Below are 13,811 nucleotides of genomic sequence, written 5' to 3' on the forward strand. Positions count from 1 at the left end.
ACGATGGCCGCGAATCGCCCGCCGGGGACACCCGCCCATTGACCTGCCGCGGAAAGAGCGCACAAATCCCGTGTAACCTGCCGCTCATGTGGTGCGAAGTCTCGATGTAATCATGAAAACAACCATCGCCATCAGTTTGCTCGCCGCGCTGCCGCTCGCCGCGGCGGAAGAAAAGCCGGTCGTGGCCATCTACGATCTGGAAGGCACCATCTCCGAGTCAGGCCGCCCGGAGGCGTCGCTCCTCGGTCTGGACATGGAAGCCACCCGCCCGCTCACCCTCTTCGACCTCACCCGCAGCCTGAAGAAAGCCGCCGCGGACCCGAATGTGAAGGCCGTGGTGGTGGATACGGACGATGCCCAGCTCGGCCTGCCCCAGCTCCAGGAAATCCACCGCCGCCTGCAGGAAGTGCGCGCCGCGGGCAAGGACGTGTGGCTCTACACCGACTCGCTCGGCAATGGCACCGCCCTGCTGGGCTCCGCCGCGAACCACTTCACCCTCATGCCCGAGGGCGATGTCTCCTTCAGCGGAATTTACTCCGAGTCGATGTATTTCAAGGGCCTGCTCGACAAGGCGGGCGTGGTGGCCGACGTGATCCACATCGGTGACTTCAAGAGCTTCGGCGAGGAATACTACCGCACCGGCCCCAGCGACTTCGCGAAGCAGCAAAAGGAAGAGCTGATCGGCGGCATCTTCGACCAGCTCGTCGGCGAGATTTCCGAAGGCCGCAAGGTCCCGGCGGAGAAGATCCGCGAGCTCGTGGACCGCGGCACCTTCACTCCCGCACAGGCGAAGGAAGCCGGACTCGTGGACGACCTGAAGCACCGCACCGACTTCTCCGCCGCCGTGAAGGCAGCCTACGAGGGCGCGAAGTTTGACCGCGGATACGAGCTGCCGGATCAGGACGGCCCGGAGATCACCGGCATGCTGGACATCTTCAAGCTGATGTTCGAAAGCGACAAATCGAAGAACGCGAAGACCGACTACATCGCGGTGGTGCCCTTCGAAGGCGAGATCTCCAGCGAGTCGATCGCCCCGATCCGCACGCAGATCCTCAAGCTGCTGAAGGATGACCGCGCGAAGGCACTGGTGCTGCGCGTGGATTCCCCCGGCGGCTCCGCCCTCGCGAGCGAGGTGCTGTGGGAAGCCACCGACGAGTGGAAGGCCAGCGGACGCCCCTTCGTGGTGTCGATGGGCGGCGTGGCTGCCAGTGGCGGCTACTACATCTCCAGCGGTGCGGACCGCATCTTCGCCGAGGAAGGAACAGTCACCGGCTCCATCGGCGTGGTGGGCATGAAGCTCGTGCTCGGCGGCGCGATGGAGAAGCTGGGCATCACCACCCATGCGACGCAGCGCGGCAAGAATGCCGGTGCGCAGTCCATGGTCCATCCCTTCTCCGAGGAGGAGTCGAAGCTGGTGCGCGACTCGATGCTGCAGGTCTATGGCACCTTCAAGAAGCGCATCGAAGCCGGCCGCGGCGACCGCCTGAAGGGCGAGCTGGAAGGCATGGCCGGTGGCCGCGTCTTCACCGGCAAGCGCGCGCTGGAACTCGGTCTCGTCGATGAACTCGGCGGACTCGGTGAAGCGGTGGCCTACGCCGCCGACAAGTCCGGCGTGAATGCCGATGCGCTCAAGCTGGTGCCCGAGCCGAAGAGCCCGCTCGAAGGCCTCTTCGCCAAGCCGGAGAAGCCCGCCGATGACGAGATCGTGAAGATGGGCGTGAGGGTCTCCCCTGTCGCGGAAGCCGTGAAGGCCACCCTCGGCGATGCTCAGATCAATGCGCTGCCGAAGCCGGCCCGCGACGCCGTGACCCGCGTGCTGAAGCGCATCGAAACCTGCTCCGACAGCACGATCCAGCTCGTCGGCCCGGAGATCTCGATCCCGCTGAAGTAAGGCAGCGCATTCCTTCATTCCGACAGTAATCACGCCGTCCCCGGGAAATCCGGGGCGGCTTTTTTTGTGGAAACACCCACGGCAAGATCTCTCCGGAATTGACAACATGTGGCACTAACAGATTTCTCGCGCCGCATGAATCTCCCCCGGTTGTCGCATCAACTCCGCCGCCTGCTTTCCCTGCCCGTCGCCATCGTTTCCTTGGCCCTAGCGAGTTGTTACGGACCAGTGGCGGTGGACCAGTCATTCAAATCGAACCGCCAGATGAAAGTGGCGGTGATCACGATGCAGGCGCCCACGGCGTCCGTGCATCACGTCGGAAGCCAAGGCCTGCTCGACATGGCGGCCAATCACGCGATGGCGACCGGCGGTCGCCGCGAGCTGGAGAGCTACCCCTCCCAGGCGAAGCTCGATGAAGCAGGCAAGCAATTCGCGAAGCGCCTCAGCAGCCACGGCTACAAGGCGACGCACCTGCCGTCGATCCATCCGACCTACAAGGACATCAATCCCATGACGGCCAAGCCCTCGGCCTCGAAGCCCATCCCGGGGACAGGCAGCTACCTCAATGGCTACGATGCGGCCATCTATCTCTCCATGCCCGCAGTCGGCCGCGCCAAGCTCGTCTATGCCTTCATCCCGCTTTCCGGCAGCAGCGCCATCGCCCCGATGCAGGGCGCGATGTATTCCACCAGCGACCAGAAGATCCTCTGGCGCTCCGCCATCCCGGTAATCAACACGGGGGACGGCGTCTCCATCGACGGAGACGGGAAGGACGCGCTCTACCGCGCCATCGACACCGCTGTGAAGGCCTCCTCCGACAAGGTCCAGTCACACTTCTTCGAAGGCTTCTGAAGCATCCGGCCCGGAGCTTTTCCAACCCCGCCGCGGCGTCCCATGAGACGCCCGCGGCTTTTTTATTTCGCCCGGAGCGACAGCAATTTCTCACCTGCCGCGCGCAGGATGCCCTCGCTCTTCGCGAAGTGGAAGCGGATGAAACGGTTCTCCGGCTCGCGGAAGAAACTCGAGCCCGCGACACCGGCCACACCGATGTCCTTGATGAGCCACTCCGATGCCTCCGTGTCGGTCGCGAAGCCGAAGGACGAGATGTCGAGCATCACGTAGTAGGCACCCTGCGGCTCGGTGAAGGGCAAGCCGAGTTCCCTGAAGTAGCCGAGGAAGACATCGCGCTTCGCCGTGTAGAGATCGCGCAGGCCGGCGTAGTACCTGTCCGGCAGCTCCAGCCCGGCGACCGCGGCCTCTTGCAGGGGGGCGGCTGCACCCACCGTGAGGAAGTCGTGCACCTTCCGTGCCTGGGCGATCACCTCCGGCGCGGCGTGGACATAGCCGAGACGCCAGCCGGTGATGGAGTAGGTCTTCGAAAGCGAGTTGCAGGTGATGACCCGCTCCGCCGCGCCGGGCAGGGCCGCGGCATAGACGTGCTCGTGCGGCGAGAAGACGATGTGCTCGTACGGCTCGTCCATGATCACGAAGGCATCGTGCTCCTCTGCGAGACCGAGGATGAACATCAGCTCATCGCGCGTGAAAACCTTGCCCGTGGGGTTCGAGGGATTGCACACGACGATCGCCTTGGGCTTCTGCTCGAAGGCCTTCGCCAGTTCATCCCGATCGAAGCCGAAGTCCGGCGGATGGAGCGCGACATAGATCGGCTCCGCACCGGAGAGAATCGCGTCCGCCGCGTAGTTTTCGTAAAAGGGCGAGAAGACGATCACCTTGTCGCCCGGATTGCAGGCCGTCATCATGGCGACCATCATCGCCTCGGTGCTGCCGCAAGTGACGACGAGGTGGCGGTCCGGATCGACCTCCAGCCCGGTGAAGCGCGAGATCTTCCGCGCCAGCGCATCGCGGAAACGGGGCGCGCCCCACGTGACCGCATACTGGTGATGCGGGCCGCGGGCCGCCTTTTCCAAGGCACCTAACAGCTCCTCCGGCGGATCGAAGTCCGGGAAGCCCTGCGCGAGATTGATCGCGCCGTGTTGGTTCGCGAGGCGGGTGGTGCCGCGGATCACGGACTCCGTGAAACCGGCGAGGCGGGTGGCGGTGGCGGGCATGAGCGTCGGCAGCAATGCAGCCGACGCCCGTGTCATGGTCGAGCCAGATTCCGGTCACCAGCCGCCGCCCAGTGCCTTGTAGAGCCCCACGGCATTCGTCAGTCGGGCGAGCCGCAGGCGGATCAGCCCCTGTCGCGCGGCGTAGAGATCCTGGTGGGCATCCAGCACCTCGAAGTAGCTGTCCACGCCCTGCTGATAGCGCGTGTCGGCGAGGTCGAAGCGCTTCTGCTGCGCAGCGACGAGGCCTTCATAAGCCTCGATCTGGCCATTGAGACCCGAGCGTGCGGCGAGGCCGTCGGACACCTCGCGGAAGGCATTCTGGATCGCTTTCTCATACTGCGCGACGCCGATCTGCTTGCGGACCTCGGCCACTTCGAGGTTCGCCTTGTTGTAGCCACCGTCGAAGATCGGCACGCTGATTTGCGGCGAGAATGCCCACGCGGAGCTGCCGCTTTGAAAGAGATCGCCGAGGCTCTTGCTCGCCGTGCCTGCGCCACCTGTCAGTGTGACCCGCGGGAAGAAGGCGGCGCGAGCGGCACCGATATTCGCATTCGCGGCGCGAAGCTGGTGCTCCGCCTCGAGGATGTCCGGCCGGCGCGAGAGCAGGTCCGAGGGAACCCCGGCACGCAGTTCGGCGACGAGCGTCTGGTCCAGCCCGCGACCCGCCGGGAGATCCGATGGCAAGGAGCTGCCGATGAGGAAGGCCAGCGCATTGTGGGTCTCCGCGAGCTGCTGGCGATACGCGGCGAGATTTGCCTCCGCGGTCTTCACCTGGATCTCCACGGAGCGCGAATCCAGCTCGGACACGTCGCCCGCTTCGAGGCGCTGGCGGGTGAGCTCATAGGTCTTGCTCACCGAGGCAAGCGTCTGCTCGGAAAGCTCGATCTCTTCCAACAGCGCGCGCTCGGTCAGGTAGCGCGCGGCGATTTCCGAAACGAGCGTGATCTGTGCGCCGAGGCGCGCCGCATCGCTGGCGAAGTAGCTTTGCAACGCCGCGTCATTCAGGCTGCGGACCCGTCCGAAGAGATCGAGCTCGTAGGCCGTAACGCCGACCGAGACGTCGTAGTTCCGGGACTCGACCGCCGTCCCCCCGGAGACGGTCGAGCCCGGTGTCCGCTGTCGTGAGCCGGTAGCGGACAAATCGACGGTCGGGAAAAGCGAACTACGAGAGATGCCGTACTGGCCGCGGGCCTGCTCGACATTCAGCGCGGCGATGCGGAGGTCGCGGTTGTTGTCGAGCGCGATGGAGACGAGCTTCTTCAGGCGCGGGTCCTTGAAGAAGGAGTTCCAGTCAAGGGTGGCGGAAGTAGTGCCGCTGCCATTGCCCGGGAAGCTGACAGGCACGACCTCGACACCCGGTTTGCCAAGCTCGGGCACGAAGGAGCAGGAGGTAAAGAGCGCTGCGGAAAGCAGCAGGAGGCGGGAAGTTTTCATGATGTGCTTTTCTTTCGTAGTAGCGAGAAGCTCCGTTTTTCGTAGCGGATGGGCTGCGCCCTTCCGGCTGGGAGGAGTTTGAAGACGAGGCGACGGTTTGTTTCTCCATTCGGGCCGTCCCCAGCCGGAACGACGCAGTCGTTCCGCTACTAGCGTGCGGCTACCTTTGCTCACGCCTTCTTCGTGCCGATCTTCTCAAGCACGACGTAAAACACCGGCGTGAGCAACAGGCCGAAGACGGTGACTCCGATCATCCCGGCGAAGACCGCGACGCCCATCGCGTGGCGCATCTCCGCACCGGCACCGGTCGCAGCGACGAGCGGATACACGCCGGCGATGAAGGCGATGGAGGTCATCAGGATGGGACGCAGGCGCAGGCGCGCGGCTTCCACCGCCGACTCCACGATGCCCTTCCCCTGCTCGCGCAAGTGAACGGCGAACTCCACGATGAGGATCGCATTCTTCGCTGCCAGGCCGATCAGCACGATCAGGCCGATCTGCGTGAAGATGTTGTTGTCCCCGTCCGTCATCCACACGCCGACCATCGCGGAGAGCAATGCCATCGGCACGATGAGCAGCACCGCGAAGGGCAGGCGGAAGCTCTCGTACTGCGCAGCCAGCACCAGGAACACCAGCAGGATACAGAGCGGGAAGACATAGATGCCGGTATTGCCCGCGAGGATCTTCTGGTAGGTGAGGTCCGTCCAATCGAGCGACATGCCCTTCGGCAAGGTTTCGGCGGCGACTTTTTCCATCATCGCTTCCGCTTGCCCGGAGCTGAAGCCGAGCGCGGGCCCGCCGGTGAGGTCGGCGGCGGGGTAGCCATTGTAGCGCATCGCGCGGTCGGTGCCGTAGGTCTCCTTCACGGTCAGCACGGAGCCGAGCGGCACCATCTGCCCCTTGTCATTGCGCGTCCGCAGGTTCGCGATGTCATCGGCATCGCTGCGGAATTCCGCATCGGCCTGCGCGACGACCTGGTAGGTGCGGCCGAAGCGGTTGAAATCATTCACGTAGAGCGAGCCGAGATTCACCTGCATCGCCTCGAAGACATTCCCCAGCGGGATGCCCTGCTGCTTCGCCTTCGCGCGATCCACATCGGCCTGGAGCTGCGGGGTATTCACGGTGAAGCCGGAGAACATGCCCGCGAGCCCGGGCGTCTCGTTGGCCTTCGCGACGAGCGCCTGCGTCGCCGCGTAGAGCTCGTCATATCCCGCGCCGCTGCGGTCCTCGATGTAGAGCTTGAAGCCACCCGTGGTGCCGAGGCCATTCACCGGCGGCGGCGGGAAGACGGCGACGAAGGCACCCTGGATATTCGCGAACTCCGCCTGGAGCTGGGCCGCGATTTCCTTGCCGGAGAGCCCCGGTCCCTTGCGCTCCTCGAAGGACTTCAGGCCGACGAAGGCGATGCCGGAGTTCGGGCTGTTCGTGAAGCCATTGATCGAGAGACCCGGGAAGGCAATGGAGTCCTGCACGCCGGGATGCTTCAGCATGATGTCCCCCATCTGCCGCACGACCTCATCGGTGCGCTCCAGCGAGGCTCCTTCCGGGAGCTGGGCGAAGGCGACGAGGTACTGCTTGTCCTGCTCCGGCACGAAGCCCGCCGGCACTTTCTTGAACATGCTCCACGTCATGAAGACGAGACCGCCATAGACCACCAGCGCGATGGCGCCGCGGCGGACGAGCCGCTGCACGGAGCTGGCATACTTGTTCGAAGACCACTCGAAGAAGCGGTTGAACGGGCGGAAGATCCAGCCGAAGGCGCTATCCATGATCCGCGTCAGACGGTCCTTTGGCGCATGATGATCGCGCAGGAGGAGGGCGCTGAGCGCGGGGGAAAGCGTGAGCGAATTGAAGGCCGAGATGATCGTGGAGATCGCGATGGTGATGGCGAACTGCTTGTAGAACTGGCCGCTCAAGCCGGTGATGAATGCAGTCGGGATGAAGACCGCGGCGAGCACCAGCGCGGTCGCCACGATGGGCCCCGTCACTTCCCGCATCGCGCGCTTCGTCGCCTCCAGCGGTGAGTAGCCGAGCGCGATATTCCGCTCCACATTCTCCACCACCACGATGGCGTCATCGACGACGATGCCGATGGCGAGCACGAGCCCGAAGAGCGAGAGCGCATTGATCGAGAAGCCCAGCCCGAGCATCACCGCAAAGGTGCCGACCAGCGACACCGGCACCGCGACGAGCGGGATGATCGACGCGCGCCACGTCTGGAGGAAGAGGATCACCACCAGCACCACGAGCACGATGGCCTCTAACAGCGTGTGAACCACCGCCTTGATCGAGTGGCGGACGAAGACGGTGGGGTCGTAGGCGATCTTGTAGTCGAGGCCCTCGGGGAAGTCTTTCTTCAGCTCTTCCATCTTGTCGCGCACGGCATTCGAGAGCGCGATGGAGTTCGAGCCGGGAAGCTGGAAGATCGGGATGGCCACGGCGGTCTTGTTGCTGAGCAGCGAGCGCAGCGCATACTCGGATGCACCGAGCTCCACGCGCGCGACGTCCTTCAAAAGCGTGCGTTCACCGTGCGCGCCCACCTTCAGCACGATCTCCCCGAATTCCTCCTCGGAGACCAGGCGGCCCTTCGTATTGATGAGCAGTTCGGTATCGGCTGCCTGCGGATTCGGCTGCTGGCCAACGGCACCGGATGCCACCTGCACGTTCTGCTCGCGGATGGCATTCACCACGTCACCGGCGGTCATGCCGCGTGCGGCGACCTTGTTCGGGTCGAGCCAGATGCGCATCGCATAGTCGCCGGAGCCGAAGAGCTGTACCTGGCCGACGCCGGGCAGACGGGCGATCACATCGCGCACCTGCAGCGTGGCGTAGTTGCGCACATAGATGTCGTCGTAGCGCCCGTCGGGCGAGAGCAGGTGGACCACCATCGTGAGGTCGGGCGAGCTCTTCACCGTGGTGACGCCGAGGCGGCGGACTTCCTCGGGCAGCTTTGGCAGCGCCTGGGCCACGCGGTTTTGCACCTGCACCTGCGCGAGGTCGGGATCGGTGCCGAGCTTGAAGGTGACCGTGAGGGTCATGACCCCGTCGCTGGTCGCCTGCGAATACATGTAGATGGAATTTTCCACCCCGTTGATCGCTTGCTCCAGCGGCGTGGATACGGTTTCCGCAATGGTCTGCGGATTCGCGCCCGGATAGGTCGCCCGCACGACCACGGTCGGCGGGATGACCTCGGGATACTCGCTGACGGGCAGCTTCCACAGCGCGATCGCGCCGACGAGGAAGATGACGATGGATAGCACGCCGGCAAAGATCGGGCGCTTGATGAAGAAATCGGAAAAGTTCATGGCAGGAGGACGGAGGGTTGGCCGGGGTGACCGGACGGACTGCGGGAGGGAAGTCCGCAGGCGCGGTGGCGGGATCGCGGGGCAGCCTGAAGCGAGGGCAAAAGGCTCCCTGCCGCGTTCTCGCGAACGCGCCTACGGATGGGTCGATGGTCGGAGGCCCCGGTGGTTCGGGGCGGCGTGCTTCAGTTCGCCACGGCGGGATCGACGATCATCCCGGCGGTGACGCGCTGCAGGCCATTCACGATGACGCGGTCGCCGGGCTCGATGCCCTCGCGGATCACGCGCTTGCCCTGCAGCACCGGGCCGAGCTTCACCGTGCGGTAGGCGACGGTATTGTCCGGGGTCACGGTGAGCACGAATTTCTGGCTCTGGTTCGTGCCGATCGAGCGCTCGCTCACCAGCAGCGCCGGGGCGGGCGCGCTCACGGGCAGGCGGACACGGGCGTAGAGGCCGGGCACCAGCGACTCGTCGGCATTCGGGAAGACCATGCGATAGACCAGCGTGCCGGTGGCGGCATCGACGCGATTGTCGGCGGACTCGATGAAGCCCTTGTGCGGGTATCCCGTTTCATCGCCGACCTGCATCTCCACGGTCACCGTGCCATCGCCGATCTTCTTTTCCCGGCGGAGGCGGTCAAAGGTGAGCGCGGTATTCTCATCCACGTCGGCATAGACGAAGACATCGCCGGTCGAGACCACGGTGGTCAGCAGGTTCTGGCTGGAGACCAGATTCCCCGCGGTGACCAGAGCGCGGCTCACCTTGCCGCGGATGGGCGAGCGGACTTCCGTGTGCTCGAGGTCGAGCTTCGCGGTGGCTAGGGTCGCCTCAGCGGCGGCCAGGTCGGTGCGGGCCTCGGCAAGGCGGGAGTTCCGCGTGTCCGACTCCTCCACCGAGACGGCGCGGGCGGCCAGCAGGGTGCCGGTGCGCTTCGCCTCGCTTTCCGCGATCCCCAGGCGGACCTTGGCGCGCTCGACGGCGGCCGCGGCAAGATCCACTTGGGCGCGGTAGTGGCGGGGATCGATCACGAAGAGGATGTCCCCCTTCTCCACGACGCTGCCGGCTCGGAAACGAACGTCATCGATATGGCCGGAGACGCGGGGACGGATCTCCACGGTCTCCCGGGCATCGACACGGCCGACGAGTTCGCGGTGCTCGGCGAGCGTCTGCTGCTCCACGGGGGCGACCGTCACCTTGGCCGGAGCCATCACGGGAGCGACCTCCTGTTTCGACTCCGCGGCGAGCGCCTGCGGGGCGTAGTGGATGCCGGCGGCGACGGCACCGATGCTAGCGAGCATCAGCGCGAGACGGGTGTGGAAGCGGCCCTTGGACTCGGGTGCTTCAGGAAGGGTGATTTCATCACGGTCGGGAAGGTTCATGGCGAGAGGTAGTTGACTGATTGGTAAAGTTATTGGCCAAAAAAGGGGATTCATGACCGGTAGCCACCGGAAATCTGGAAGGTCTGCCCGGTGATCCACGACGAATCGTCGGACGCGAAAAAGACAACGGCGGAAGCGATATCCTGCGGCTGGCCGATGCGGCCGAGCGGGGTGGTGGCCTCGACCTGGCGCTGGAGATCGCTGCCGCCCACACCGGCGGCGTGGAAGCCCTCGGTCTCGACCATGCCGGGATTGATGGAGTTCACGCGGATGCCGCGGGAGCCGAGTTCGGCGGCCAGCGAGCGGGTGATCGCGTCCACCGCGCCCTTCGTCGCGCTATAGACGGAGGCTCCGGGGAAGGCACCGGTGGAAACCACCGAGCTGATATTGATCACATTCCCCCCGCGCTCGGGGAAGAGGGCAACCGCCTCCTGGGTAGCGAGTAGCAGGCCGAGCACATTCACGTCGAAGTGCCGGTGGAAATGCGCGGCATCGATCTGCTCGAGCTGGGCGAACTGGTAGATGCCGGCGTTGTTCACGAGGATGTCCACGTTTCCGAACTGCTGCTTCACCTCGGCGAAAAGGCGCGAGACATCTTCCTGCTTGGAAAGATCGCCGTGGATCGTGACGGCCTTTCCGCCTGCTGCGGCGATTTCCGCGGCCACCTTTTCCGCGGCGTCGCGGCTGGAGGCGTAGTTCACCACGACGGCGGCTCCTTCGGCCGCGAGGTGCTTTGCGATCGAGGCTCCGATGCCCTTGGAAGCTCCGGTGACGACGGCGACTTTTCCTTCAAGTTTCTTCGTGCTCATGACTGTGGATCAGGGATTTATAGTTGACTGATTAGTAAACAATACGACCAAAAAAAGGGAGGGATCAGTCCTGACGAACTTCAGCAGTCGCGCCGATCAAATCCATGACGGACCCGAGCATCACGCGGAGCGGATCGAGGTCATTGGCGATGCGTGCCTGGGCAAGGCTGCCCTCATAGAGAGCGTAGACCGACTTCGCTTTCACCAAAGGATCGCCGGGGGACACAACTCCCTCAGCCTGAGCGTCGCGGATCGCGGACTCCAGGTAGCGGACGATGCGGCAAAGCGTCTCCTGCACCTTCGCGCGGATCGGCTCATTCTGCGTGCAGACCTCGGAACCCAGTGAGAAACAAGGACATCCGAGGATCTGGCCATACTCCGCCTGAATCTCCGCCTGGCAATCGATGCAGGACTGGAACATCAGGAGGATGCGCTCCAGCGGCGGACGCGAGGCGGAGAACATCTCATCGTACTTCGGCTTCATCTCCGTCTGCCACTCGTGATCGAGGGCGGCGACGGCGAGATCCGCCTTGGACTCGAAGAAGTAGTAGAAGCTGCCCTTCTTGACGCCGGCCTTCTCGCAAATGGCGTCAATCGTCACGACCCCGTAGCTGTTCTCCCAGATCAGATCGAGAGCAGCATCGAGGAGTCGTTGCTTGGCGTCGCTTTTGCGTCCCACGCCGAGACGAATAGTTGACCATTTGGTAAACAACAAGGGGAAATTTTCGCACGCGGCGAAGTTTCCCCTGTCCGGTCAGTCGCCCTTGGTCGGCATGGCGTCCGCCGGGAGGCCTGCCTTCAGGCGCTCCAGCAGCGAGCGGAAGTTCTGGAGCTCCACCGTCCGCTTGCCATCCGGCGTCTCGGCGATCGCGCGGGTCAGCACTTCGATCGCCTCGTCGAATTTCTCTGCGTAGGCATACGAGGCGGCGTGATGCCCATAGACCTGCTGGCGCAGCTCGCCGGTGATCTTCTTGTCCGCCAAGGCTTCTTCCGCGGCCTTGATCTCCCCTTCCAGATTCTTCGCCTGGCGGCTCTCGCCGAGCTTCACCATGAATTCCGCGAAGCGACCCTCGGCCACCTCGTTCTTTGCAAAGCCGGTCTCATCCTCGGGATCGGCCTTCTTGATCTGCTCGGCGACGTCCACGTAGTTCGACGCGACCATCGCGGGGTCGAGCGCCAGATCATTCAGTGCGGAGATGAGCAGCTTCGCCTTCTCCACGCCTTCCTTCTTCGCCGCCTCGGCGAGGGCCTTGTCGCGGGCGGTGCGCTTGGCCAGCAGCTCGTCGAGATGCGGCAGATATTTCTCCGGCCCGCCTTCCTGATATGCGGTGGCGGCGAAGGGCTTTCCATCGCCGTCGCAGAGCAGGATGGTCGGGTAGCCCTTCACGGGGTAACGCTTCAGCAGCGCCTCGTTCTGTTTCGCAACGGTCTCGGTGAGGCGTGTCTTGTCCTTCGGGTAGTCGAGCTGCACGAGCACGAACTTGTCCTTCACCCCGGCCTCGAACTCCGGCTTGTCGAAGACCTCCTGCTCCAGCTTGATACACCACGCACACCAGTCGGAGCCGGTGAAGTCGATGAGCACGGCCTTCTCGGAAGACTTGGCCTCTTTCAGCGCTGCGTCGAAGTCACTCGTCCACGTGGCGGCGGATAGAGGCAACATCAGGGATGCAAGGATGGAAACGATGCGGGTCACGTCGCATTACATGCCGTCCCGTCGCGCGGTGTCCAAGGTCACTGTGACGAATCACGCGAATCACGGGACCAAATGCGGCGCAATCCGCCGCGCACCGCGCGCTTGACCCCTGAGGATCAAGTCTCCAGCTTGTCCGCCCGCCGTAGCTGAGGAGGCTCCGGCAAACACCACTGAAACCTCATCGCCATGGCCGCGAAGATCTACACGAACAAGGACGCGTCCCTCACGCCGCTCAAGAAAAAGACCCTGGCCGTCATCGGCTTCGGCTCCCAGGGCCACGCCCATGCCCTCAATCTCAAGGACAGCGGCTGCAAGGTCGTCATCGGACTCTACAAGAAGTCCAAGTCCCGCGAAGTCGCCAAGAAGCTCGGCTTCGAGGTCATGGACACCGCTGAAGCAGTGAAGGCCGCCGACGTGATCTTCGTCGCGGTGCCGGACACCGTCATCCCGGGCGTCTATGAGAAGGACATCGCTCCGAACCTCACCAAGGGCAAGACCATCCTCTTCTCGCACGGTTTCGCCGTGATGTTCGGCGGCCTCAAGCTTCCGGCCGACATCGACGTCATCCTCGTCGCGCCGAAGGGCCCGGGCCACACGGTCCGCTCGCAGTTCGTCGCAGGCAAGGGTGTTCCCGGCCTGATCGCCATCCACCAGGATGCGACCGGCAAGGCCAAGGACAAGGCACTCGCCTGGGCACGCGGCGTCGGCTGCACCCGCGCCGGTGTCTTCGAGACCGACTTCCGCGAGGAAACCGTGACCGACCTCTTCGGCGAGCAGTGCGTCCTTTGCGGCGGTGCTTCCGCCCTGGTGAAGGCTGGTTTCGAAACGCTGGTCGAAGCCGGATACCAGCCGGAGATGGCCTACTTCGAGTGCCTCCACGAGCTGAAGCTGATCGTCGACCTGATGAACGAGCAGGGCCTCGCCGGCATGCGCTTCTCCATCTCCGAGACCGCCGAGTGGGGCGACGTCTCCGTGGGTCCGAAGATCATCGATGCTTCCGTCAAGAAGCGGATGCAGAAGCAGCTCAAGGACATCGAATCCGGCAAGTTCGCCAAGGATTGGATCGCCGAATACAAGAACGGCTACCCGCGCTTCAACAAGATCCGCAAGGAAGAGGCCAGCCACCCAATCGAAAAGACCGGTGAAAAGCTGCGCGCCACCATGAGCTGGCTGAAGGCCAAGAAGCTCAAGAAGGGCGCCACCCAGGCCAGCCTGATCTCGTCCTCGAACTAAT

10 protein-coding genes are annotated in these 13,811 nt (G+C 64.2%); 3 read left to right on the forward strand and 7 right to left on the reverse strand.

Going from position 1 to position 13,811, the window contains the following annotated elements:
• The first annotated feature begins 112 nt into the window (after window positions 1–112).
• Window positions 113–1,891 (forward strand): S49 family peptidase, encoded by a 1,779-nt coding sequence (locus tag OKA04_RS20135; protein ID WP_264503010.1) that lies wholly within the window; start codon window positions 113–115, stop codon window positions 1,889–1,891.
• Window positions 1,892–2,026: 135 nt separating this feature from the next.
• On the forward strand, window positions 2,027–2,743 hold the full coding sequence (locus OKA04_RS20140) for a toprim domain-containing protein (protein WP_264503011.1): 717 nt from the start codon (window positions 2,027–2,029) through the stop codon (window positions 2,741–2,743).
• A 62-nt stretch (window positions 2,744–2,805) separates the two neighbouring features.
• On the opposite strand, the gene OKA04_RS20145 is transcribed toward OKA04_RS20140, so the two are convergent.
• The 7 genes from OKA04_RS20145 to OKA04_RS20175 all read right to left on the reverse strand — a co-directional run bounded on the left by OKA04_RS20145 (window position 2,806) and on the right by OKA04_RS20175 (window position 12,544).
• Window positions 2,806–3,960: a pyridoxal phosphate-dependent aminotransferase gene (locus OKA04_RS20145; protein ID WP_343226915.1), complete on the reverse strand. Its 1,155-nt coding sequence runs from the start codon at window positions 3,958–3,960 to the stop codon at window positions 2,806–2,808.
• A gap of 54 nt (window positions 3,961–4,014) precedes the next feature.
• Window positions 4,015–5,394, reverse strand: a complete 1,380-nt coding sequence (locus tag OKA04_RS20150; RefSeq protein ID WP_264503013.1) for an efflux transporter outer membrane subunit — start codon at window positions 5,392–5,394, stop codon at window positions 4,015–4,017.
• A 170-nt stretch (window positions 5,395–5,564) separates the two neighbouring features.
• Window positions 5,565–8,699 carry an efflux RND transporter permease subunit gene (locus tag OKA04_RS20155; protein ID WP_264503014.1) on the reverse strand — a complete coding sequence of 1,045 codons (3,135 nt, stop codon included), beginning with the start codon at window positions 8,697–8,699 and terminating at the stop codon, window positions 5,565–5,567.
• Between the two features lie 182 nt (window positions 8,700–8,881).
• Window positions 8,882–10,075 carry an efflux RND transporter periplasmic adaptor subunit gene (locus tag OKA04_RS20160; protein ID WP_264503015.1) on the reverse strand — a complete coding sequence of 398 codons (1,194 nt, stop codon included), beginning with the start codon at window positions 10,073–10,075 and terminating at the stop codon, window positions 8,882–8,884.
• Window positions 10,076–10,125: 50 nt separating this feature from the next.
• Window positions 10,126–10,884 (reverse strand): SDR family NAD(P)-dependent oxidoreductase, encoded by a 759-nt coding sequence (locus tag OKA04_RS20165; RefSeq protein ID WP_264503016.1) that lies wholly within the window; start codon window positions 10,882–10,884, stop codon window positions 10,126–10,128.
• A gap of 64 nt (window positions 10,885–10,948) precedes the next feature.
• Window positions 10,949–11,563 (reverse strand): TetR/AcrR family transcriptional regulator, encoded by a 615-nt coding sequence (locus OKA04_RS20170; protein WP_264503017.1) that lies wholly within the window; start codon window positions 11,561–11,563, stop codon window positions 10,949–10,951.
• Between the two features lie 75 nt (window positions 11,564–11,638).
• Entirely contained in the window at window positions 11,639–12,544 is a 906-nt protein-coding gene (locus tag OKA04_RS20175; RefSeq protein ID WP_264503018.1) for a thioredoxin family protein, read from the reverse strand.
• A 219-nt stretch (window positions 12,545–12,763) separates the two neighbouring features.
• On the opposite strand from OKA04_RS20175, the gene ilvC reads away from it, so the two are divergent.
• Window positions 12,764–13,810, forward strand: coding sequence for a ketol-acid reductoisomerase (gene ilvC / locus OKA04_RS20180; protein ID WP_264503019.1), 1,047 nt, complete (start codon window positions 12,764–12,766; stop codon window positions 13,808–13,810).
• Window position 13,811: the final 1 nt, after the last annotated feature.

This window comes from Luteolibacter flavescens (genome assembly GCF_025950085.1).
GTDB lineage: Bacteria > Verrucomicrobiota > Verrucomicrobiia > Verrucomicrobiales > Akkermansiaceae > Haloferula > Haloferula flavescens.